At 59.7% G+C, this 23,754-nt stretch carries 17 protein-coding genes, 1 pseudogene and 1 riboswitch; of the genes and pseudogenes, 11 read left to right on the top strand and 7 right to left on the bottom strand.

What is annotated here, in order from left to right:
• Positions 1-100 precede the first annotated feature (100 nt).
• Entirely contained in the window at positions 101-976 is an 876-nt protein-coding gene (locus CIC07_RS02655) for a hypothetical protein (RefSeq protein ID WP_076358900.1), read from the top strand.
• Between the two features lie 78 nt (positions 977-1,054).
• Here CIC07_RS02655 and CIC07_RS02650 read toward each other — a convergent pair whose 3' ends face one another.
• Positions 1,055-1,804 (bottom strand): GTP pyrophosphokinase, encoded by a 750-nt coding sequence (locus CIC07_RS02650; RefSeq protein ID WP_076358901.1) that lies wholly within the window; start codon positions 1,802-1,804, stop codon positions 1,055-1,057.
• Positions 1,805-2,089: 285 nt separating this feature from the next.
• On the opposite strand from CIC07_RS02650, the gene CIC07_RS02645 reads away from it, so the two are divergent.
• The 4 genes from CIC07_RS02645 to CIC07_RS02630 all read left to right on the top strand — a co-directional run bounded on the left by CIC07_RS02645 (position 2,090) and on the right by CIC07_RS02630 (position 4,538).
• Complete coding sequence (locus CIC07_RS02645; RefSeq protein ID WP_083688587.1) at positions 2,090-2,938, top strand: PPK2 family polyphosphate kinase; 849 nt, start codon at positions 2,090-2,092, stop codon at positions 2,936-2,938.
• Positions 2,939-3,109: 171 nt separating this feature from the next.
• On the top strand, positions 3,110-3,706 hold the full coding sequence (locus CIC07_RS02640; protein WP_139334453.1) for a hypothetical protein: 597 nt from the start codon (positions 3,110-3,112) through the stop codon (positions 3,704-3,706).
• 60 nt (positions 3,707-3,766) lie between these two features.
• A complete protein-coding gene (locus tag CIC07_RS02635; RefSeq protein WP_165895290.1) occupies positions 3,767-3,922 on the top strand; it encodes a DUF6254 family protein in 156 nt (51 codons plus the stop codon).
• Positions 3,923-4,028: 106 nt separating this feature from the next.
• Positions 4,029-4,538 (top strand): GNAT family N-acetyltransferase, encoded by a 510-nt coding sequence (locus CIC07_RS02630; RefSeq protein WP_076358903.1) that lies wholly within the window; start codon positions 4,029-4,031, stop codon positions 4,536-4,538.
• A gap of 138 nt (positions 4,539-4,676) precedes the next feature.
• On the opposite strand, the gene CIC07_RS02625 is transcribed toward CIC07_RS02630, so the two are convergent.
• Together CIC07_RS02625 and CIC07_RS02620 are read right to left on the bottom strand one after the other, a co-directional pair.
• Positions 4,677-5,681 carry an oxidoreductase gene (locus tag CIC07_RS02625; protein WP_076359120.1) on the bottom strand — a complete coding sequence of 335 codons (1,005 nt, stop codon included), beginning with the start codon at positions 5,679-5,681 and terminating at the stop codon, positions 4,677-4,679.
• Positions 5,682-5,809: 128 nt separating this feature from the next.
• Complete coding sequence (locus tag CIC07_RS02620; RefSeq protein WP_076358904.1) at positions 5,810-7,375, bottom strand: histidine kinase N-terminal 7TM domain-containing diguanylate cyclase; 1,566 nt, start codon at positions 7,373-7,375, stop codon at positions 5,810-5,812.
• Positions 7,376-7,779: 404 nt separating this feature from the next.
• Here CIC07_RS02620 and CIC07_RS02615 point away from each other — a divergent pair, with 404 nt between their 5' ends.
• A complete protein-coding gene (locus CIC07_RS02615) occupies positions 7,780-11,898 on the top strand; it encodes a S8 family serine peptidase (protein WP_094248318.1) in 4,119 nt (1,372 codons plus the stop codon).
• A 503-nt stretch (positions 11,899-12,401) separates the two neighbouring features.
• On the opposite strand, the gene queF is transcribed toward CIC07_RS02615, so the two are convergent.
• Positions 12,402-12,908: a preQ(1) synthase gene (gene queF, locus CIC07_RS02610; RefSeq protein WP_076358906.1), complete on the bottom strand. Its 507-nt coding sequence runs from the start codon at positions 12,906-12,908 to the stop codon at positions 12,402-12,404.
• A 181-nt stretch (positions 12,909-13,089) separates the two neighbouring features.
• Between queF and CIC07_RS02605 the strand changes: the two genes are divergently transcribed.
• Entirely contained in the window at positions 13,090-14,577 is a 1,488-nt protein-coding gene (locus tag CIC07_RS02605) for a hypothetical protein (protein ID WP_076358907.1), read from the top strand.
• A gap of 318 nt (positions 14,578-14,895) precedes the next feature.
• On the opposite strand, the gene queE is transcribed toward CIC07_RS02605, so the two are convergent.
• The 3 genes and pseudogenes from queE to queC form a co-directional block, all read right to left on the bottom strand.
• Complete coding sequence (gene queE, locus CIC07_RS02600; RefSeq protein ID WP_234993066.1) at positions 14,896-15,567, bottom strand: 7-carboxy-7-deazaguanine synthase QueE; 672 nt, start codon at positions 15,565-15,567, stop codon at positions 14,896-14,898.
• Positions 15,568-15,707: 140 nt separating this feature from the next.
• Positions 15,708-16,148 carry a 6-pyruvoyl trahydropterin synthase family protein gene (locus tag CIC07_RS02595; protein WP_076358908.1) on the bottom strand — a complete coding sequence of 147 codons (441 nt, stop codon included), beginning with the start codon at positions 16,146-16,148 and terminating at the stop codon, positions 15,708-15,710.
• A 185-nt stretch (positions 16,149-16,333) separates the two neighbouring features.
• Positions 16,334-16,999 (bottom strand): annotated as a pseudogene (gene queC / locus CIC07_RS02590) (7-cyano-7-deazaguanine synthase QueC); the annotation flags it as partial.
• A 202-nt stretch (positions 17,000-17,201) separates the two neighbouring features.
• Positions 17,202-17,245: riboswitch (PreQ1 riboswitch) on the bottom strand.
• 227 nt (positions 17,246-17,472) lie between these two features.
• Between queC and CIC07_RS02585 the strand changes: the two are divergent.
• The 4 genes from CIC07_RS02585 to CIC07_RS02570 all read left to right on the top strand — a co-directional run bounded on the left by CIC07_RS02585 (position 17,473) and on the right by CIC07_RS02570 (position 23,438).
• A complete protein-coding gene (locus tag CIC07_RS02585) occupies positions 17,473-19,296 on the top strand; it encodes a sensor histidine kinase (protein WP_076358910.1) in 1,824 nt (607 codons plus the stop codon).
• Positions 19,296-20,825 carry a response regulator transcription factor gene (locus CIC07_RS02580; RefSeq protein WP_076358911.1) on the top strand — a complete coding sequence of 510 codons (1,530 nt, stop codon included), beginning with the start codon at positions 19,296-19,298 and terminating at the stop codon, positions 20,823-20,825. The genes CIC07_RS02585 and CIC07_RS02580 overlap by 1 nt, the downstream gene beginning before the upstream one ends.
• Before the next feature lie 124 nt (positions 20,826-20,949).
• A complete protein-coding gene (locus tag CIC07_RS02575; protein WP_076358912.1) occupies positions 20,950-22,416 on the top strand; it encodes an ABC transporter substrate-binding protein in 1,467 nt (488 codons plus the stop codon).
• An 83-nt stretch (positions 22,417-22,499) separates the two neighbouring features.
• Positions 22,500-23,438: an ABC transporter permease gene (locus CIC07_RS02570; protein WP_021880223.1), complete on the top strand. Its 939-nt coding sequence runs from the start codon at positions 22,500-22,502 to the stop codon at positions 23,436-23,438.
• The last annotated feature ends 316 nt before the right edge of the window (positions 23,439-23,754 follow it).

Here is a 23,754-nt window from a genome sequence, read left to right as displayed (position 1 = left end):
CCGGGGGGCGGCCTTCCTGCGTTTTTTTCAGCCGCTGCGGTTGCCCGCGCCTCCGGCAGGGTTAATCGTAGGTAGGAATCCATGGAAGGGATGATGGCGGATGCTTGGCAAACTGATGAATCTGCTGGGAGAGCCGGCGAAGATCGGCGACGGGGAGAAGAAATGCGAAGGGGAGCCGGTCTACAGGGAGCTTGCATCTGCCGAGGCCGGGCTGCTTCCGGGAATGCCGGCAGAGCTCGCCGAGGAGGAGCGCAGGCTCGAGGAAGCCTTGCCTGAGGAATGGCTGCTGCAGGTTCGCGAAACGGTGCTTCGCGGCAACCCCGAGCTGACGGAGGAGAAATACAGCTGGATGGAACGGGAGCTCAAACGTCATTTTTTGCTCATCGGCCTGCTCCGCCGCGTCTCCTTGTACAGCGCTGAAGCAGGCCTGATCTGGCGGGAGCTGGCCTTGTTCGAGCAAGAGTACCAGCAATTCTGCGAGCGTTACGCCGGTTATTACATGCAAGTTCAGGCTGCCGTTCCCGCCCCCTCCCCGTCCCCCTCGGCCGACAGCGCGGAGAGAGCCTGCTTCGAGCTTCTGTACATGCTTCTGTTCCCTGTCGAGGCTGAGAACGAGCTGCTGCTCGGCCCCTTCAACCTCCACACGCTGAGCCCGCAGCTTCTCGAGGAGCTGCATGACCGGGGGCAGCCGCTGTGCGGCGAACTCGGATTTGCCGAAACTTCGCACGAAAGCCGTGCCGCCGTTGCGGAGAGTCTCACCTCCTCGCTTCGCGACCGGCTCGAGGCCGCCCGGGAATGCAGCGCCGCTCGCAGGCTTCCCGAGCCTCACGCCTCAGATCCCGCGACGGTGCTGCTGACGAGAAGCCTTGCCGGAGAGGGATTCCCGTTCGATGCCGACGAGCAGTTGGACGCACCGAAGGCGGAGCATGGACGGCTGGGCGCTGCCCGGGCAAGCCAAAAAGGCCCTCGGCCATGACGGACATGGCCGGGACCTTGATGGAACCTTGCTAGGACCTTGCCGGCAGCTTCCCCCGGCAACAGGAAAGCTGCGGATTCACTTGGAGTCGGAGCCGCCGAGCAGTCCGAGCAGCTGCGGCGGAATCTGGATGCCGCGGCGCTCTCCCTCGCCGAACAGCGCCGGCAGGAAGTCGCCTTCCTCCTCTTCCTCCTCCTGCAGGGACTGGACCTCCCGATGCAGCCGCTCCATCTTGAGGTCCAGCGCAGCGGCCGAATCCGCCGCTTCCTTGAGCTCGCGAAGCAGATGCTCGGGAACGGCCTTGTTGTATTTGTAATACAGCTTGTGCTCGAGGCTTGCCCAGAAATCCATCGCAATCGTGCGGATCTGCACCTCGACGAGCACCTTCTCCTGCCGATCCGACATGTAGACCGGCACCTCGATCAGAAGGTGGAAGCTCTGATAGCCGTTCGGCTTGGGATGAGCGATATAATCCTTGACCTGCACGATGGCGAGATCCTTCTGCACCTTGAGCATGTCATGGATCAGGTAAATATCGGATACGAACGAGCAGGTGATCCGAAGGCCGGCGATATCCTGGATCTTCTCTTTGATCGCTGGGAGCGAGAACTCGCAGTTTTTGCGGTAGATCTTGTTCATGATGCTTTCAGGCGATTTCACGCGCGACTTCGTATGCTCGATCGGATTGTAGTCGTGGAGAAGCTGGAATTCCTCCTTGAGGATTTCGATCTTCGTCTCCATCTCGTCCAGGGCGAACTTGTACATCATCATGAAACGGGTAATGTCGTTCTTCAGCTTCTTGAAAGGCTGCAGCTGCGAAGAGTTCATGGATGGCTCCTTGCCCGGCCGCTTGGGCCGCTTTGATCCCCCTTATCATCTCACAATACGCCCCCTGATTTCAAAAAAGCGGCCCGAGCCCGGCGGAAGCCGCCGCATCCTGATATGGTGGCCCCGCAGGGCATGCCGAATCTCCCTTGGACTCCTCCCGAATATCTTCCTGAAATCGATCTAATTTCCGTCCATCCGGATTTCCGGCAGGAGTTTCCGCTTTTTGGGGTAATCTACTTGATAGACCTATTTCCATTCTGAATCATCCCAGGAGGAGACTGCCGAATGAACATGGACCGTTATCGGGTCGGAAGCGACAGCAAGCTCAGGCTGAAAAACTACGATGCCGAAGATACCGCCGGATTCGAGGACAAGGATGAAGTCGAGGAGAAGTTCGCGCATCTGCTGGAGAGGCTCGCCGAACAGCAGGACCGCCTCTTCGCTTCCCGCAGCGACGGCGTTCTCGTCGTTCTCCAGGGCATGGACTGCAGCGGCAAGGACGGCGTCATCAAGAAGGTGTTCGGAGGCATCAATCCCGGCGGCTTTCGCGCCTACAGCTTCAAGAAGCCGACCGAGGAGGAGAGCGCCCACGATTTTCTCTGGCGCACCCACAAGGATGTCCCGGCCAAAGGCTACATGGCCGCCTTCAACCGTTCCTACTATGAGGAAGTGCTCATCACGCGGGTGCACGGCCACGTGAGCGACAAGGAAGCGCGCCGCCGCCTGAAGCAGATCCGGCATTTCGAGGAGATGCTGACGACGCAGAACGTGCTCGTCGTGAAGATCTTCCTGCATATCTCGCCCGAATTCCAGCTGGAGAAGATCCGGGACCGGATGGAAAATCCGGAGAAGCTGTGGAAGTTCGATCCGACCGACCTCCAGGAGCGGCAATACTGGAAGGAATACATCTCCGCCTACGAGGATGCGATCTCCCGGACGGCGACCGACGGCTGCCCCTGGCATATCGTTCCGTCCAACAACCGCTGGTTCCGGAATTATCTTGTGCTCCGCATTCTTGTGGAGGAGATGGAGAAGCTCGGTCTCGAATACCCGAAGCCGGAGCTGGATTTATCCGCTTTTCCGATCGAGGAGTCCAGCCTGGAAAAAATGAATGCGGACACGGAAAACAAGTGATCGGCCCGCCTCTTCGGCGCAGCCATTCCCGATCGACGGAAGGAAAACGCCGGCCTGCCGGCGAATTCGGTAACGCTGGCTGCCGGCGAGTATGACATCATTTGGCCCGCGTGGAAGAAAGCCGCCGCGCCGCCGGACGGGCATAGCCTGATTTGAACGAGGAGGAATTCAATGACAAATGGGATGGAATCGACGATGGCGGCCAAGCCGAACATCGAGCGGGAACGATGGCAGGAGATGGACGATGAACAGCTGGTGACGGCTTGCATCGGGCCCTTGCTCGCACGGCTCCGCGGAGCTTCTGGGAAGGATAAGGCAGCCGCCTATCGCGGCCTTTCCCCGGAAAGGCAGGATATTTTCATGCTGCGGGTGCTGGACGGCCATGCCCGCGGCTCGGCCTGGGAGTATTATGCCTGGACAGGGCTGCTGCTTCAATCGCCGGATCAGTGGGCTGCCATTCTGGCGGCGCTGAGGCGGATCGGATCGCTCGAGCTGCTGGAGGCGCTCGCGGATACGGCAGCTGTGCACCGCAAGCGGATCGGCCCGAATGCACCGGGGGCTGACGCATCCGAGCTCCGTGAAGCCGACGGGCCGGCTCAGCCTCTCTCCGAAGCCAAAGCATCGGATCTCGACAACGATCCCGGGCTGGCTGCGGAAATCGCCGGTCTGTATGAGCTGTACCGCTCCCTTGTTCCCGAAGCCTACAAGCTGGCTGCGGAATCGATCCGCCGCGAGCCGCAGGCCTATCTGTCCCATGAGCTCAGCTGAAGCGCCTTGAATAGATCATCGCTCCTTCGCCCATTCTACCGAGTGGAAGGAGGGGGCCATATGAGCACAGCTAAAAGCCGCCGTGAAAGCAATTGGAAGCAGCGCAAGCAAAACCAGCAGCCGCACGGCAAAATCAAGTCGCTCGAGGAATATGCCGACGAGCTCGGCGTTTCCCCGGCTGAAGGCGTGTCTTCGTCGCAGCCGCCTACCCCGTAAGGTCCCCTTGTCCAGCCCGCGCCGCCCTCTATGGCAGCGCGGGTTTTTCGTGCTAAAATAGGTCTCAAAGCTGCCGGAGCGCCGGAACCCGAAAGGAAGACGACCCATGAACGACACGCTGCTGTCCTATACGCTCACCGATGCTTCGCTGGACGATCTCCCCGCCATCGTCGCCATCTACAACACGACCATACCCGGAAGGATGGTGACGGCGGATCTGGAACCGATCTCGACCGACGCCCGCATCCAGTGGTTTCACGAGCACTCGGCGGAACGCCGCCCGCTCTGGGTGCTGAAGAACGGCGAGCATATCGTCGCCTGGCTGAGCTTCCAGTCCTTCCATCCGCGCGCAGCCTATGACGGCACCGCCGAAATCAGCATCTACCTGTCCGAGGCGCTGCGCGGCCAAGGAATCGGAGGGGCGCTCCTGCGCAAGGCCATGGAAGCGTGCCCGGCGATCGGCGTCCATACGCTGGTCGGCCTTGTGTTTGGACATAACGAGCCGAGCCTTCGCCTGTTCGAGAAGCATGGCTTCGGGCAGTGGGGGCGCCTCCCGGATGTCGCCATCCTGGACGGAATCAGCCGCGACCTCGTGTACGTGGGCCGCAAGGTTTAACGAGCGGAAACTCGGCAAGCATCAGGCTTGCCCGGCCTCTCGCGGCCTTCTCGTCATCGGCAATCATTATCCCAACCAAAAAGCCGCCTGGAACGGAGCGACCTTTAAAGGTCCCTTCATTTCCAGGTGGCTTTTAGTTCAATGACTGCCCGCTGCTGCGATCCGGACCACCTTGCGCCCTTCGGCGCGCCCCGCAATCAGAGCCCGAGCCGCTTCGGCAACATCGTTCAGCTCCACTTCGCGGATGAGCCGCTCCAGGCCGCGGGGCTTCAGATCTCCCGCCATCCGCTTCCATAGCCTGGTCCGCAGCTCCTGCGGCGCCCACACCGAATCGATGCCGCAGAGCTGCACTCCCCGCAGGATGAACGGGAAGACGCTTCCGGTCAGCTCCGAGCCTCCCGTCAAGCCGCAGCAGGCGGCTGTTCCGCCGTATTGGATCCGGCTCAGCACATTCGTCAGCATCGCCCCGCCTACGCAGTCGACCGCTCCCGCCCACCGCTGCTTGTCCAGCGGCCGCTGCTCTGCCGGCAGCAGCTCCTCGCGGGCGAGTATCCGGGCTGCTCCGAGCTCACTCAGCAGGCCGGCGGCTTCCGGCTTGCCGGATACGGCCTCGACTTCATAGCCGAGCCCTGCCAGCATCGAGACGGCGAGCGTGCCGACGCCGCCGCTGGCTCCGGTCACGACGATCGGGCCGCTGCCCGGCTTCACGCCTCCGTCCTCCAGCTTCTGGATGGACATCGCGGCGGTCAATCCCGCTGTCCCGAGAGCCATCGCTTCGCGCGGGGTCAGCCCTTTCGGGAGCGGCACCGCCCACTCCGCCGGTACGCGGGCGTATTCGGAATACCCGCCATGCTGGCTCACGCCGAAGCCATGGCCGGTGACAATCACCTTCGTTCCCGGCGGCAGCCTGCGTTCCGAGCTTTTCTCCACGACGCCTGCCGCATCGATTCCGGGGATCAGGGGATAACGGCTGACGATCCGCCCGTCCGGCTCAAGGGCCAGCGCGTCCTTATAGTTGATGCTGGAGTAAGCTACCCGGACCAGCAAGTCCCCTTCCGGCAGCTTCGCCTCCTCCATCGTCTGCACGGCCGCCTCCACGTCTTCATCCTGCTTGTCCACGATCAGCGCTCTGAATTGAAGCATGACGTCCCCTCCCTGGAATATGATGCTCACTTGTACCCTTATTTTCCTCCCGCAGCCGCATCGGGTCAAGACCAGCCTCTTGATGTGGAGGACAGCCCGAAAAAGCCCGGGTTGCCCCGGGCTTCCATTCAATCGTTTTGGCGGAAAACAACCCGATTGCGGCCGTCCTTCTTCGCTTGATACAGGCATCGGTCGGCTTCGCCGTACAAAAGCTGGAAAAGCTTGTCCCCATCCAACGGCTTCGAGTCCGTCGAGGCGCCGCCGATGCTGACCGTCAGTCGGATTTCCCTGCCGTCATCGGCATGCACCTCGGCCGCCATGACAGCCGCTCGGATGCGCTCGGCAATCTTCTCCGCTTCCTTGGCCCCGGCGCCAGGCAACGCGACCGCGAACTCCTCGCCGCCGATTCTCCCGAACATCGCGCTGCCGTCCACGGCGCTCTGAGCCGCTTCCGCGAATGTCTGCAGCGCCAGATCTCCGTTCTGATGGCCGTAGCGGTCGTTGATTTCTTTGAACAGATCCAGATCCATGATGAGCAGGCTGTACGGCCTCTCGTTCTCGGCGCAGAGCGTCAGATGGCGCTGCGCCCGTTCGATGAAGCCGGTGCGGTTGTACAATCCCGTAAGACCGTCTATCGCGGCTCTCCGGCGCAGATCCTTCTCGACCTTCTTGGATTCCGATATATCGCTGATGACGCTCAGCGTTCCATAGAAGTCTCCCCGCCCCGATACGAGCGGAGTGACATTCACCTCCAGCCAGATATCCTCGGATCCCGCCCGCCTGAAGCGAAGCCTAACCTCGGATTCGATCCGGCGCTCATGAGCTTCCGACCATGCATCGGCATCCGGGATCAGCTGGCCGAGCAGCAGTCCGCGCCAGTCGCCTCCTGGCGTTCCGCCCGCTTTGGCAATGAGCCGCGAGGCGGAAGCGTTATGATCCATCACCCTCTGACGGGTATCGAGCACCACGATGCCGTCCTTCATGATCTCGAACAGCTTGTTCCGGGCGATGGGAACGACATGAAGAACCTGGTAGCGATAGAAGCTCCAGAAGATCAGCAGACAGGCCGGAAACGTGGAGAAAACCAGCGCGCCGAGAATGCCTTGGGCCAAGGTCGGATTAGCCAGCCTCACATTAATGGATACAAGAGGAATGAGCACCGCTCCGATCAAGCCCAGAAGCCGGCGCCTGTCTGTGCCTGCAGCCGTCAGCCAGGTGCGGAAGAGCACGGCGATGCCGAGAACTTGGCTGGCCGAGCTGTAGGAGATGAACATGGAGCTGAGAGCCGTCCGCTCGATATCCAGCATGCCGTTGGCGCCGATCCTCACGGCTGTGCGCATGAGATGGTGATAGTCATTGGTGAAAATGAGCAAAATCGCCGCGATTGGAACCAGGGATGCATAGATGATGGGACGGATTCGAGCCAACCGCTCATACCCCGAATGGGCCAAAGCCAGGAACAAGCTGAGCACGGGATAAATGAACACTGAAATTTGCGAGATATTGCGCCATATAACTTTGGTCTGCAGCTCCGGCATGACGTATTGCATCAGCGAGGCGAAGCTGAGCACCGCAGAAAGCGCCAGCATGGCGATATATATGGAAGTGCCGGGTACCCGTCTGTACGGCATAACCAGCAGGATAAGCGCGATTGGAACGCACGCGGCGACCAGGTATGTCCAGGTCATAAGCATAGATGTACTAACCCCCTGGTCGAATTATAGCAGATACTGGAGGAAATAGAAGTTCGAGATGGGATCTCAGACCTATGTATATATGGAGCGAGGCCTATTTTATTATCCACTGTTATTATGAGATAACTTTAAGAAAGAAGTAGAGAGCGCATACAGAAGTGTCTGCATCAATTAAATGCTTTAACGCATTAATCCAATAACTAATCGCCGATTTATTCGGGCAACGTTAAAATAAACTTAAATTCTTGTTAATTATTACTAGACAAAGAAGATTAGGAGAAGTATTCTTTTATCACACGCGAGAGATGAGAGGTTACTTGTCGAATTATGTCACGTTATCTTTCATTTTTCGTAAACGCCTTCCAGAGGGAAGGTCACCACACTTATAGAAAGAAGGTACCTGCTTGCAGAAGTCTCGCCGCAAAGTCATTCTGACCGCTTTGTCCACCACGCTGTCTGCCGCGCTGCTGCTTCAGCCGCTCGTGGCCCAAGCCGCTGCATCGCCTGTATCCTCTGGTATTCTGGCCAAGAGCCTGACCAAAGGAATCGACGCCATGATCTCTTCCCGCCTGGATACCACGTCCAGCAAGCCTGTCAAAGTGATTGTCCAGCTGGATGGAGCGACGATCGCCGAGGGCAAATACGCCGCAAAAATGGGCGTCAAATCCCTCAGCACCGAAGCGACCGAGAGCGCGATCAGCCGCCAGCAATCCGGTGTCATCGCCTCTGCCAAAAAAAGCGGGATCGATCTTAAGGTCACCTACCAGTTCGATACGGTGCTGAACGGGATGGAGGTCGAGCTTCCGGCCAACCAAATTCCTGCTCTTGCCCAGATTGCAGGCGTCAAGTCGATCTATGAGAACCGTACTTATTATTCCATTCCGACGACAAGCTTCCCTACAGCAACCGAAACGACATACAAGTATGACATCAATCCGCTCAAGCAGATCGGCGTTCCCGAGGCATGGGATGCCGGACTGACGGGCAAAGGCATCAAAGTCGGCGTCATCGACACCGGCGTGGACTACCTTCATCCGGACCTGAAAAACGCCTACAAAGGCGGCCATGATTCCTACTTCAACACGGATGATCCTTATGAGGAGTCCCCGGATGAAAAAACCGGCAATAAAGGCACCTCCCACGGAACGCATGTGTCCGGCACGATTGCTGCCCGCGCAGAGAACAACTCCGATGTCAACCATAAAGGCGTGGCCTATGAGTCGGATCTGTATGTCTACAAGGTACTCGGCTTCAACAAAGAAACCGGCCGCTCTTCCGGCTCCTCGGCGCAGGTCATCGACGGAATCGAGCATGCCGTGCAGGACGGAATGGATGTCATCAACCTGTCTCTAGGTTCCGATGATGCCAAGGACGCATTCACTCCCGACTCCATCGCAATCAACAACGCGGTCCTGGCCGGCGTCGTAGCTGTCGTGGCTAACGGCAACAATGCTGTGGAATCGGAGCAATACTACTATTCCATGGGCTCCCCGGCTTCCAGCCAGCTTGCGATCTCCGTAGGAGCGGCCACCAGCCCAAGCAACCATTACGGAGCATCGGTCAGCGCTTCGGTCTACAACTCCGCCGGCACGGTTGCGGGCAGCGTGTATACCAACAACGCCCTGAACGTCATGGGCTGGTATACCGGCAAAGAAGACTTCGCATCCTTGATCGGAAGCGAGGAGCAAGCCGCCGTTTACGCCAATCTCGGAGCCGAGGCGGATTACAAAGGCCTCGACGTAAAAGATAAAATCGTCTTCGTTTCCCGCGGCACGCTGGCGTTTGTCGACAAAATCGCCATCGCCAAGGAGCATCATGCCAAGGCAATCGTCATCTTCAACGGCAATGCGCTGACAACCGATGCGAATACGGCCAATCTGAGCGAAAGCATCGCGGGACGCGATTCCTGGATCGGCCCGACGGCCTATCTGGGCGACAGCCTGCAGTTCATTCCTGCCTTTGATCTCGAAGGATCCAAAGGACGCGCGCTGGCTCGCTTCCTGAAAGCCAACCAAGGCTCCAGCCTCAAGCTCGCTTTTGATTCCATCTATCCAAAAACGGTGGATCAGGGCGACCACATGGCCGACTTCAGCTCGCGCGGCCCGAATTCGGACGGCATTCTCGGCATCAAGCCGGACTTCTCCGCCCCGGGCGTGAACATCCTGTCCACTTGGCCGGCATACGGCAAGACGAATCCTGACGCCAGCTATGCGGAAGCCTACAACCGCATCAGCGGCACGAGCATGGCGACGCCGCATGTTGCCGGGCTCGCCGCCCTGCTCCAGCAGGAGCATCCGGATTGGACTCCTTTCGAAATCCGTGCGGCACTCGCTAATACGGCAGATCCGATCTCCGATGCGGAAGGTACGTTGTACGACGTGTATTCCCAAGGAGCAGGCCGTGTCAACATCGCGGAAGCGATCAAGACTCCTGCCGTTCTGCAAACCGTCGAACAGCTTGTTCTCTATGACAAAGAGATGAACCCCATTCCGACGACGAACTATGGCGACAACGCCAGCTTCGGCGTCATGAAAGCCGGCAGCAAAGGAAACATCAAGCTGCAGCTGAACAACACGTCGGACGCAGCCGTTTCCTACAAAGCTTCCTACCAGCTGAATGACGAGGTTACGGGAGATCCGTACTCCGACAGCCCGGTCACCACTCCGGACAACAGCAAAATCTCGATTTCCTTGGACGGGCTGGCCGACGGCTTCGCTAAGGCAGGCGCGAACAGCAAGAAGGAGTTTGACCTGGCCATCTCTATCGCTACAGACGCTCCTGTCGGTGTATACGAAGGAAACGTCATTCTGACAGCCGAGGGCAAGCCGACTCTGCACATTCCGTTCGTCGTCCATGTCGGCGATCAGAAGCCGGATACCGGCTACGGCATCCAGGATCTGACGCTTTCGACTCGCCAGCTGTCCCCTGACGGAGACGGCATCAACGACTTCATGGACATCTCGTTCCGCCTTGCAGCGGAAGGCATGAACTACTACGAAATCCTCATCAACGACATCAACGACGATACAGTCGGCTATATTACGTACAACGACGCTTATTCATCCGGTTCCGTTCTCGATTCCAAGGTCTATACGAGCCGCTTCGACGGCACCTACAAGATCGATGACGAGAAAGGGAACACAACGACCGCACAGTTGAAGGATGGCCAGTACGGCATCAACGTTGCCGCGTATAAAATCGTCAAAGGCAAAATCGCAGCCCAAACGATCGGCTACCTTCCGTTCTCTGTAGCCCGCACGTCGACCGGCCCGATCTTCTTCCCGGGAACAGGAGCTGCTCCAACTCCGTCGCCAGCCCCTGCTCCATCGGATGCAGCGGCTTCCCTGAAGGCTGTCGTCGGTCAAGGCCAACAGCAGGTCGCCGTTAAATCCGCGACCGCGTCCGAAGCATCCGCAACGGTTACTACGATTACCTATGCGGATCTGCAAGCCGCGATCGGTACCGGAACGACCAAGCTGGCTCTTGTCGTCAACGCGGCTGCCGAAGCCGGCAAAGCTTCCAAGCTGAGCCTGCCTGCCGATCAAGTTCAGCTCCTGTCGACTGCACCTGCAGGAAGTTCGCTCTACCTGACGACCGGTACGGAAACGCTTGAGCTTCCGCTCTCGCTTCTGAAATCCGTGCCTGCAGGAAGCGGTTTGGAGCTCGTCATCCAAAAGGCTGCCGGTTCCAAATTCGCATCGGCAACAGTCGTCGGCACTCCGGTAACGTTCCAAGTGAACGTCGTGACCGGATCCAGCTCCAAGGAAATCGCTGTGCCTGCATCGACCTTCATCAAACGCTCGTTCACGCTGGACAAAGGCGTATCGGCTGAAAAAGCCGGCGTCCTGTTCCTCGAGAACGGCAAGGAAGCACCCGCTCCAGCCGTATTCACTGCCAATGAAGACGGAACGACGACCGTGGTCGTGAACCGCCCTGGCTTCTCCACCTATGCTGTGGCCAAGAAAGCCGTCGCGTTCAACGACATCTCCTCTTCGTGGGCTCAGAGCCGCATCCAGGCTCTGGCTGAGAAGCTGCTGATCAACGGCACGTCCGCTACGAAGTTCTCGCCGAAGACTTCCGTCACCCGCGCCGAATTCGCCGCGATGCTGACGCGCGGCCTCGGCCTCAGCACGACGACCGCCGCTCCATTCACCGACCTCAAAGCCGGCGCATGGTATACGGATGCAGTAAATGCCGTTTATGCAGCCGGTCTCATCAACGGCTACAATGACAGCACGTTCCGTCCAGACGGCATCATCAGCCGCCAGGAGCTGTCCGTCATGCTGGCCAAAGCCTCCGCACTGCTTGATATCAAAGCAACGGGCGGCAAAATCAGCACATACGGCGACGCTGCAAGCTTCGGCGCCTTCGCGAAGGACAGCATTGCCTTTGTAACGGCGGCAGGCCTGATGGAAGGCTCCTCGGCGAACGGTTCCACCGTGTTCCAGCCGGCAGCTCCTACGACCCGCGAAGCGGCCGCAACCGTCCTCTACAAGCTGCTTCAAGGCGGCAAGCTGATCTAAGCTCGCTCGTCCCGACACCTGATCCCCATGGGGATCAGGTGTTTTTTCATGGCAGGAAAAGCATCCGCTGTACTTCGGCTTGCCGCTTTTTACAGCTATCTGGCTCGGCCATAAATGGAAGCATAAAACCAAGTTCCTCAAGCGGGAGGAATGCGATCTGACAGCGACGCAGGAATAAACGAAGAGAGCGCCCCATCAAGGAGCGCTCTCTTGCTTTTTTGTCCGAAAATAAGAAATCAGATGGTACGTCAGCCCAAATCCAGAGCAGGATATATAGATGATGCTGTTGACGGCAAGAGGATGAAAATCAGGATTCCGCATGAAGAGAATCGCCTGAGATAGAACCCATGGAGCAAAAGAGGTGTCACCCCCAAGCTGACCGAAGTCAGGTGGAAAATCGGTTCTTTTTCATTGCATGCCTCCTGGTGGACTCCGATCGAATTCCATCCCAATCCCACCACTTCATCCTGCACCAGCAAATCCTGCCCGCGCCCGTCTATCTCCTACCGGTTGTCCACCTTCTCCGGATACAGATCCAGGTTCATCATCCGGTATTCCGCCATCTGCTCGTACTTCGTGCCCGGCCTGCCCCAGTTGCAGTAAGGATCGATGGAAATGCCGCCGCGCGGAGTGAACTTGCCCCACACTTCGATGTAGCGGGGCTCCATCAGCTTGATGAGGTCGTTCATGATGATGTTCATGCAATCCTCGTGGAAGTCGCCGTGGTTGCGGAAGCTGAACAGGTACAGCTTGAGCGACTTGCTCTCCACCATCAGCTTGTCGGGAATGTAGGCGATATAGATCGCAGCAAAGTCCGGCTGGCCCGTCATCGGACATAGGCTCGTGAACTCAGGGCAGTTGAATTTGACGCGGTAATCCCGGTCCGGATGCTTGTTGACGAAGCTCTCCAGCACCTCCGGGGCATACGTGGAAGGGTACTTCGTGCCTTGATTGCCTAACAGCGTGACACCGTCCAATTCGGCTTGCGAGCGTCCTTGTTGTTCGTTCATGGAGTTTCGTCCTTTCTGGATTTCAATTGGTCTACTATGGTTAGGAGCACCTGCAACCTGTCTCTCTGGATCTGCGTTGAAAGGAGTATCCGGAGAGCTCCATTGCCGGAGCATTCCTGCGCCCCTATAATGAAGGGAAATGATTGTCCATTCCAAGACCATACCGGCAAGGAGCATCCCCATGAAAATCCGTTTCGCCGCCGCGGCGGTCATCGCCGCGCTCGTTCTATCGGTCATCGTGTTTCTGATGCCGCCGTCCGAATCGTACAACGACCCGGATACGTTCTGGCATATCGAGGTCGGCAAGTCCATGCTGGAGGCCGGCAAGGTTCCGCATACCGCCATCCATACCTTTTACGGCGACGACAAGCTCCCTTATGTTCCGCATGAGGTCGGGTTCCAGGCCGTCATCGCGCTGCTGTACGACGCCTTCGGCTGGGCCGGCACCTACCTGCTTACCGCTGCCTGCATGATTCTGCTCGTGCTCGGCCTCTACCGCATGATGCTCGTCTCGCGCAAGGAGCTCGGCCTGCCGTCCCGGGGCCGCGAGCCGATCCTGATGCTGCTCCTGTTGCCTGTCATGTGGGGCATCTACGACATTTACTTCACGACCCGGCCGCAAATGATCTCCGCATTTCTCATCGTCTGGTTCTTCGTTTTCCTGCGCGAATTCCAGATCAAGCCGGCAGCCCGCTACATGGTTCTGCTCCCGCTCATTTCGCTGCTGATCGCCAACTTCCACTCCGGGGTCTGGCCGGTCATCATCGTGTTCATGGGCATGGCGCTGCTGGAGAGCCTCGTCACCCGCAAGCTGCTGAACCGGCGCATCGGCTGGCGGTGGCTGGTCGTTGCGGTCACGGTCATCGGAGCCGGCTTCCTGAATGCGGCAGGACCGAAAAGCATCTTCTTCATCCTCACCGTGACGCACGGCAACTTCAACCTGCTCATCAACGAATGGAAGGCCATCCAGTTCAACAGCATGGGCAATCTGGCCGCGACCTCCATGCTGCTGGCATTCGTCGCGCTGCTGCCGTTCTCGATTCACAAGCGGTTTTTCCGCTTCATCTTCATGATGGGCATCTTCTTCCTCGGCGTGTCCAACTACAAGTATCATTTCTTCATGTGGCTGTTCGTCCTGTACTTTGCGGCGGCCGTCATCGAGTCGGTTCCCGGCCTGCGCCGATTCCGTCTCAGCCTCAGCGTGAAGCCGCTGATCATCGGCCTCGTACTGGGGCTCGGCGTGAACGTCATCTACAACTTCCAGCATACGCCTCAGCCGAACTCCTACAAGTACCCGGTGAAGGAAATGGACTACATCCTGGAGCATTTCCAAGGCCCTTCGAGACCGAAGGTCATGACGCTGTACGGCTCCTCCGGTTATGTCATGTTCCGCGGCGGCGACGTGCTGGCGGACGGACGGCAGGACCCGTTCATTACGGACGCGACCAAAACGGTCTTCGGCTGGACCGCCTTCGAGCAGTCCATGTACGGCTTCCCGGTGTACGTCACCGACCTCGTGGATGCCAACCATCCCGACTTCGTCATCGTCACCCGCAAAAACGCCTCCAGCCGCTTCTATACGACCTGGCTGAGCAAGTACGGATCGCCGATCTATTCCGGCGACTACGGCTCCGTCTTCCAGGTGAACGGGCAAAAGAAGCTGTCCTGATGGCGGCAGGGCCAGGTGCAGCTGATTCCAGAACCTGAATCTTCCGGGGCTCTTCCTCCGGAATTCACAGCGAGGTCCGTTGGGTCTCACACCCGACATGCCGGGATTCTCGGCCTGGCATGCCGGAAAACGCAGTCGGGCCTGTCTGGATTGTCGGCCTGGATTGTCGGCCCGGCTTGCCGGATGAATTGAGTTGCCTTCGATACCCTCGCCCAAGCCCGCGTACCATCCACTCGTCGGGCGGAAGGACTCAAGCCCTCCCTATCCTTGGGGAGGGCTTTTTTGAGTTGCCCAAAAATAGATCTGCCGGCCTGACCGCTACACGCCCCGCTTGTTGCCCCAAAGCCACGCATGCAGCTGAGGCAGCACGCGTACCCGGCTCCACTCCGGATCCTCCATGACCCTATCCACCAGCCGCTCGTATCGATCAGCCAAATAATTGCGGAGCGCAGCCGCATCCGGCTCTTCGAGCCGATCGTTGCCGGCTTGCAGGAACATCGGAAGCCCCGGCAAGCGCCGATGGACCTCCTTGGCGTAAGCGAGATCCGCCGCATCCATGATGACCACCTTCAGCGACGGAAGCCGGCCGGCCGCAGCCAATCCCGCCGCGATATCCTCCAGCACGTTCCAATCCGTCTCCATCCCGGAGCTAGGCGGCTTCGGCGACAAGGTGAGCTCGTCAATATCCGCGAACCAGTCCTGCCAGCGGCTTCCTTGCGTCTCGAGAGCGACGAGCGCTCCGCGCGCATGCAAAAGGTCGATCAACCCGCCGAGAGGACGCAGCAGAGCCGGATTGCCGCCCGAGAGCGTGACATGGCCGGGCGTTCTGCCGCCTGCCAGCCGTTCGAGCTCCCCGGCGATTTCCGCCGGCTCCATCCAGGAGATCTCGTCCTTCGCGGATCCGTCCCACGTAAAGGCGGAATCGCACCAGGAGCAGCTGTAGTCGCAGCCCGCCGTCCGGACGAACATCGTCTTGACGCCGATGACCATGCCCTCGCCCTGAACGGTAGGGCCGAAAATCTCCAGCACCGGGATTTTTCCGCGAACGGAGGGCTTCGCCGCAGCGCTTGGTTCTGCCGAGACGGGCACCTGCGCCGCCTCATCTCGGCCGGCTCCGATCCGAGCCGCGCTCATCGGGCGGCCTCCGGACGGTAGATGACGTAGCTGGACGGCGTTTCCCGCAGGAACACCTGCAGGCATCGGGCGCCGTTGCCGCGCCGGTCCAGCTCTTCCTGCACCAGCTGCCACACCGTGCGCGCCACGACTTCGGTCGTCGGGAACGTCTCCGGGTCGTCGGAGGGTTCGGAGCCGAAGACTTCGTCGTCATTGAGCAGGCGGTGGTCGAACCGGTCTCTCACAAGCCGTTTGATCTCGGAGAAATTGACAAGGAACCCGCAGCTGTCCAGCATGTCGCCGGCGACCGTCACGTCGGCAAAATAGGTATGGCCGTGCACGCGGCTGCAGCTGCCCGCTTCCTCGGCAGGGATGTAATGGGCTGCCGCAAAATGAAATTCCTTGTGCAGCTCGTAACGGAACGCATGCGGCGGAGATGGATAGATGGCTTGCATCATTCGGACTCGCCGTCCTTCGCATGGCGAGCGGTTGCTTCAGCCGTAGGCGCTGCCTGCAACGTATCTGCGGCTAGGACTGCATGCCCTGCTTGGACTGGGCCGCATCCGGCCGCAGACCCCGATCCCGCTTCGAATGCGCGCCCTGCGGCTCCGGCTTGCGCGCCAACGCCTGCTGCCCCCGCTCCGCGCCGAGCCAGGTAACGCTCCAGCCCGTTGCGGCGCAGCTTGCACGCCGGGCATTCCCCGCAGCCGTCGGAAGGGATGCCATTGTAGCAGGTCAGCGTTTTTTCCCTGACGTAATCGAAAGCTCCCAGCCGGTCCGACAGCTCCCACACCTGTTCCTTGTCCAGCCACATGAGCGGCGTCTCGATGACGAAATTCTCCTCCATCGCCAGGTTGAGCGTCACGTTCAGCGACTGGATGAAAATGTTCCGGCAATCCGGATAACCGCTGAAGTCCGTCTCGCACACTCCGGTGACAAGCGTGCCCGCTCCGACTCCTTTGGCCAGCACGGCGGCGAACGACAGGAACATCAGGTTGCGTCCCGGCACGAACGTATTCGGGAGTCCTCCTGTCGCGGGAGCGTCCGCTACCGCGAGGTCCTCCCTTGTCAGCGAGCTCGGAGCGAGCTGTCCGAGCAGGCTCATGTCCAGCATATGATGGCGGATGCCGAGTTCCGCCGCTATGGATGCGGCGCATTGGAGCTCCAACGCATGGCGCTGTCCGTACCTGAAGGTGATGGCCTCCACTTCCTCGTAACGCTCCAGCGCCCAGAACAGGCAGGTCGTGCTGTCCTGGCCTCCGCTGAACACGACGACCGCTTTGCCTTTTCTTTTTTCCAAACCGTTCATTTGCTTCAACTTCCCCTCTCCATGATGGCCGAAGAGAGAGCAGCGATCAACTCCATATCTCTGGATCCCGACCTGTACGGCTCTGCCATTCGAACAACCGCCGGCGGCGTCGCACCAAAGAAAACGGCGGAAAGCATGCCCCTGATGACAGAGGCTGCTTTCCGCCGAACGCAAAACACACGGATCCCCCGCGGGAATCGTGCGCCTTGTAGTTTTTTATAGAGGGAGTTCGCGAACCTCTCCCGGGCGTGGCCGGCCTGCGCCGCCTTCCCGGACTTCGTCTTCGGTTGTGTTTCTTGCCCAGCTAGCATACCACAGAGTATTCCGGGACGCTACGGCATGCAGCAGAGAAGGCTTCCTCCATGGAGGGCGGGCATCGCGGGGGCTGGGAAACGGGCGGACTTATGCTATAATTAGCCCCATTCAAACCATGCCGCCCGTACAGGGCCGGAGAAAGGAGAGGGCCATCCGCCATGAAGGCCGGCAGCTTCTACCGCACCTATATCCGCAACAACCTGTTCACCAAGCTGCTCGCCACCTTCTCGGCCATTGCGGTGCTGGCGATCGTGACCCTCTCCTATCTGCTCTATGCGGTGATGGCGGGCTCCATCGAGCGCGACATTGTCGGCAACCAGCGGCGCGCCATGGAGAGCGTCAGCGGTTATCTGACCGCCAAAAACGACTCGGTCCAACGCATGGTCTCCGACATTTACCAGGACACGGCCCTCTCGCAAAACGTGTCGTATCTGCTGGAGCATCCGTTCGCGGATTACTTCCGCTTCCGCATCGACCGTTATGCGGACGAGCCGCGCGCCGGCTTCGGCAATGCGCTGACTTACTTCCAGCGCAAAGCGGAAGGCGACGCCGACATCCGGGACCTGCTGCTGTACAGCTCCGGCGTCCAGTATCTATACGCCTACCGGAGGGAGGGCAATCCCCAGCTGCTGCAGCTGAACTCGGCGCTGTCCTACATTCCCGACGCGATGGCGCTGGAGACGCCGCCGGTAAGCCTTCCAAGCCCCTGGGTCCGTTCCGGCCTCGCGCTGGAGGACAAGCGGCTGTACGCGGTCCGATCCGCGATCAACGATTCCTCCACGCTGCAGAACATCGGACAGCTGCTCGTCTATTACAGCTCCGACGGCATCCAGCGGGCGCTGGCATCGTACGCGGACGTCCTCAAGGGCTACCTTCTCGTGCTGACGCCGCAGGGACAGGTCGTGTTCGACTCCTCGGGCGCCTACTACGGCAAGGTCTATCCGTACGCTTCCCGCATCAGCGCCCTATCCCCCTCTGCGGAGCTGGAAGAAACGTCGCTCGTATCGGTGCTTCCCGAAAGCGCGGCAGGCTTCAACGTCGTCAGCGTCGTTCCCAAGTCTGAAATAAGCGAAGCGACGGAAAGCATGCGGCGGACCGTGCTCGGCGTAAGCGCGGTGTGCATCCTGTTCGCGGTCGCCCTTCCCTCGATCGCGGTATTCAGCGTCGCACGGCGGACGGGAAGCCTGGTCCGACTCATGAGACGGGTCGAGACCGGCGACATGGCCGGCCGCATCCACGATCCCCGCGGAGACGAGCTCGGCCAGATCGCCAGCGGCTTCAACCGGATGCTCGACCAGCTGGACCGCCATATCGAACAGGAATACAAAGCGGAAATCAGGCAGCGGAATACAGAGCTGTCCGCCCTGCAGGCGCGCATCAATCCTCATTTCCTCTCCAATACGCTGGAGGTCATCCGGATGAGGGCCGTCTCGCAAGGCGCGGACGACGCCGGGGAAATGATCTACAGCCTGTCCGTGCTGTTCCGCAGCATGGTCAGCAGCCAGAGCATCGTGCCGCTGCGGGAGGAGCTGGAGCTCGGGAGGCAGTACCTGGAGCTGTTCCGGATCCGCTACAAGGACCGGTTCTCCTATGGAATCGAGATGTCGGGCCATATCGGGGGCCGCGGAGTCATCAAGCTGTCGCTGCAGCCGATCATCGAAAATTACATTGTGCACGGGCTCGATCCGGAGCGCGGCGACAACCGGTTTTCCATCAAGGCCGAAGCTGTCCGCGGAATGATCGTCATTACGCTCGTCGACAACGGCAGGGGCATGGAGCCGCAGCGGCTGGAAGAGGTGCAGCGGAGCCTGCGGATTCCGCTTCCGGACGAGGCCGAAGGCTCGTTCGGCCTGCACAGCGTGTCGGAGAGGCTGAGGCTTGTCTATGGGCCCGAAGCCGGCCTGTCCATCGCCGGCGAGCCTGGCCAAGGAACGACGGTCATCATCCGGTTCCCGGACGAACTCGAGGAGGAGAGAAGCTGATGTATCGGGTCATGCTCGTCGATGACGAGCCTTTTATTGTGGAAGGCCTGCAGGATGCGATCGACTGGTCGGCCTTCGATCTGGAGATCGCCGCGGTCGCGGGCAGCGGCAAGGCGGCGCTGGAGCTGCTGAAGAAGCAGCCCGTCGATCTGCTCGTCACGGATATCACGATGCCCGGCATGTCCGGGCTCGAGCTGATTCGGGAAGCGCGGGCGATTGTGCCCGGAATGAAAGCCGTCATCCTGAGCGGCTACAACGAGTTCGACTATCTCAAGGAAGGCATGACGCTCGGCATCGAGAACTACCTGCTGAAGCCCGTCAACTTCAAGGAGCTGCGGGCGACGCTGGCTGCGACGGCAGCCAAGCTGGACGCGGAGGAGGAGCCTTCCGAGCTTTCACTGTCCGAGGAAGAGATCGGCATTCTCAAGGACCGCATCCTCTACCGCTGGATGCGCGGCGAGATCGATCCCGCCGAGCTCGCCCAGCGGGCGGAGCTGCTCGGCCTGCGGCTGGACAGGCCGTGGCTGACGTCGGCCGTCGTCCGCGGAACCGGCGAGAGCGTCTCCGCGTTGAGGAAGCGGGTCCGCACCCTGCTGCCGGCCGATTCCCGCTCGCTCAGCTTCGCCGACCTCGACGGCGACCTCGTCCTGCTGTTTCCGTCGGATACGGCGGATGCGGGAAGAGCAGCCGCCCGGAGCGCGCTGGAATTGTTGTCCGCAGCCGGAGGACTGCGCCTCTCGCTCGGGACGGCGGAGCGGATCGGCGCGCTGGAGCAGCGCAGCTACGCGCTCGCGAAGAAAGCCCAGGATTATCATCTGCTGCATGAAGGCAGTCCGATTCTGGACGCCGCCGACCTGCGCGAGCAGCCGGGAAGCGGCGAAGCGCTGGAGATCGGCAATGGCGACTACTCCCGCATGCTGCTCGCCCGCGATACGGACGCGCTCTATGGCCGCGTCGACGAGGATTTCCGCCGTTTCCAGCGGCTTGAAGGCGCGACGCCGGAGCTGCTCCAGAGCGCGGCGATCGAGCTGGTCGTCGCGTTCCGCCTGGAGCTGCGGGATATGCGCGGCGGCGAGCAGGCGCAGGAGGTGCTGTTCCGGTTCAAGAAAACGCTGGACCGGATCGGCAAAGCCTCCTCCCTGGAGGAGCTGACGGATGCAGTCAAGGCTTACGCGCATTTCACGATGGAGCAGCTGCAGCGCAGCGACCGCGTGCCGGTCGTGAACCAGGTCATCCAGTACATTGCCGGGCATTACCGCGAGGCGCTGTCGCTGAAAACTCTCGGAGCCGCGCACCGCATCCATCCGGCTTATCTGGGGCAGCTGTTCAGCAAAGAAACCGGCTCCGGCTTCTCCGAGTATTTGAACAAGTACCGGATCGAGAAGGCGAAGGAGCTGCTGAAGGATACCGACGACAAGGTGGCGGATATTTCCCGCGAGGTCGGTTACGTGGAAACGGGATATTTTTACAAGCAATTCAAAAAATATGTGGGCATCTCGCCCAACGAATATCGGGAGCTGCGGCATTAGCAGCTCTCTTTCTTTAGTTTCGACACCGGATTCATAATTTGTCGCCTATTTGTAACGGCTTTCATCCGGTAAGGTGAGGATAAGCAGTTCAACACAGACAGAAGCAAAGGGAGGATTCACCGGCATGAAAAAGAGATCCCCGAAAGCCATGGGCGCGATCGCCCTCATCCTTACCGCAGCCTTGACCGTAACGGCCTGCGGCAAAAGCGGCGGCGCCGCGGAAGGAACCGCAGAAAAACCGGTCAACCTGATCTGGTACACGATCGGCGTTCCGCAGAAGGATACCGACAAGGTCATGGCTGAAGTCAACAAATACACGGCCGAGAAAATCGGCGCGACCGTTACCCTGAAGCAGATCGACTTCGGCGACTACAGCCAGAAGATGGGCGTCATGACCGCTTCCGGCGAGCCGATGGACATTCTGTTCACCTCTTCCTGGGCTTTCGACTACGTGCAGAATGCCCGCAAAGGCGCCTTCTACAAAATCGACGACCTGCTGAAATCGGATGGAAAAGGCATCGTGGACACGCTGGACCCGGCCTTCCTCGAAGGCTCCAAGGTCGACGGCCACAACTACGGCATTCCGGCCAACAAAGAGCTGCCGGCCCAGACGGTCTACCGCTTCAACAAGCAGAACCTGGACAAGCTCGGCCTGGACTTCAAGAACGTGAAAACGCTCGAGGACCTCGAGCCGATCCTGAAGGCGAACAAGGAAAAAAATCAAGGCGTGCTCGGGCTGAAGATGGACAACAACTTCACTCCGTTCGTTCCTTACGACTACATCATCCAAGGCCTGCCGATGGCTGTCGCGCTCGACGGCGACAACAGCAAGATCGTCAACGTGCTCGACACGCCGGAGATGAAGCAGGCTCTGACGACGATGCACAGCTACTACAAAGCAGGCTACATCTCGCCTGAAGCGGCCACGACCACCTCGACCAACGATGTCGAGAAAACCGGCAAATGGCTGATCGACCTCGCGACGACCCAGCCGCTCGCCGACAACACCTGGAGCGCCAGCCTCGGCTACCCGATCGAATCGACGCCGGCCGGCCCGTCCATCATCTACAACTGGTCCGTCATGGGGTCCATGCAGGCGATCTCGGCCAACTCCGAATATCCGGAGAAAGCGATGCAGTTCCTGAACCTGCTCAACACCGACGCCAAGCTGCGCAACATGGTCGACTCCGGCATCGAGGGCACGCACTACAAGATGACCGGCGACAACCGGATGGAGAACCTTCCTGAAGCCAAAAACTACGACATGCCGACCTTCTCGCTCGGCAACGTCATGCTCACGTACCTAAACCCGGGCGACCCGGACAACAAGTGGGACGAGTTCAAGAAATTCAACGACGAAGGCAAAAACGCTCCTACGCTCGGCTTCAACTTCGACACCTCCAAGGTCGCGAACGAAATCGCCGCTCTGCAGAACGTCAAAGCCGAGGTATGGGCTCCGCTCATGACCGGCACCGTCGACCCTGCCGGCTACCTGCCGCGCGCCAACGAAAAGCTGAAAGCGGCCGGCCTCGACAAGATCATCGCCGAAGCCCAAGCCCAGCTGGACGCCTGGAAAGCTTCGAACAAGTAAGAACGCAACCACTCCGGGCGAAGGCAGTTTCTTCGCCCGTTTTCTTTTGCCTGAAAACGCACGCATGAAAAGGAGGCAACCCCATGAAAGGATTGGCCGGCTTCTTCCGCGACCTGGGCCGCAACAAAGCGATTCTGCTGATGGTGCTGCCGGGAGCGCTATGGTTCCTCATCTTCTCCTACATTCCGATGGCCGGAACCATCCTGGCCTTCAAGGAGTACCGGATCAGCCGCCACGGCTTCCTCCGGAGCGTCCTCGACAGCGACTGGGTCGGACTGTCGAACTTCAAGTTCCTGTTCAGCACCAGCGACGCCTGGGTCATCACCCGCAACACGCTGCTCTACAACATCGTCTTCATCGTCCTCGGCCTCATCGCCTCGGTCGCCATGGCGATCGTACTCTCCGAGATCGTCAACAAACGCCTGTCCAAGCTGTACCAGACCGGCATGTTCCTGCCCTACTTCCTCTCCTGGGTCATCGTCGGCTACTTCGCCTTCAGCTTCCTCAGCCTGGACAAAGGCCTGCTCAACCAGATCCTTTCCTCCATCGGAATCGACCCGGTCAACTGGTACAACAACCCGGCCTATTGGCCGTTCATTCTTGTCTTCATCAGCCTGTGGAAGGGAATCGGCTACAACAGCGTCGTGTATCTGGCGTCCATCATGGGCATCGACCGCTCCCTCTACGAGGCTGCGATGATCGACGGCGCGAACAAGTGGCAGCAGATCCGCAACGTCACGATTCCGATGCTGAAGCCGCTCATGACGATTCTGACTCTGCTGGCCATCGGCAAGATCTTTTACGCCGACTTCGGCCTGTTCTACCAGGTGCCTCGCGATTCCGGCACGCTGTACTCCGTCACCAACGTCATCGACACCTATGTCTACCGCGGCCTGAAAACGACCGGCGAGTTCGGCATGGTCACGGCTGCCGGCCTCTACCAGAGCTTTGTCGGCTTCACTCTCGTGCTGCTGTCCAATTGGGTCGTCCGCCGCTTCGACAAGGACAACTCTCTGTTCTAAAATGCGGCTTCACCGGTTGCCGCGCATGAGGATGACTGCTGGAATGCGGCTTCGCCGGTTGCTGCATGAAGGATGACTTCGAAGGCTGCGGGTTCTTCCGATCGCTCTTGCCCCCAGGTTAGTTGATCGAGGAGTTGGCGGTGCTAACCCGGGGGCAAATGCGAACGCTCCGCTTCTCCAGAATCCCGCCGCCTTCTCCGTCCTCATGCGGACTTGAGGCCAGGCCTGCCTTTGCAACGGAGCGCCGCAGACGGCTCTCCAGCTTACGAATTGCGGCTTTCGCCGGCTTTGGCCTCTCCGTCCCAGCTTTGCCGGC

The organism is Paenibacillus sp. RUD330, assembly GCF_002243345.2.
GTDB lineage: Bacteria > Bacillota > Bacilli > Paenibacillales > Paenibacillaceae > Paenibacillus_O.
This window is presented reverse-complemented; position numbering and strand designations above follow the sequence as displayed.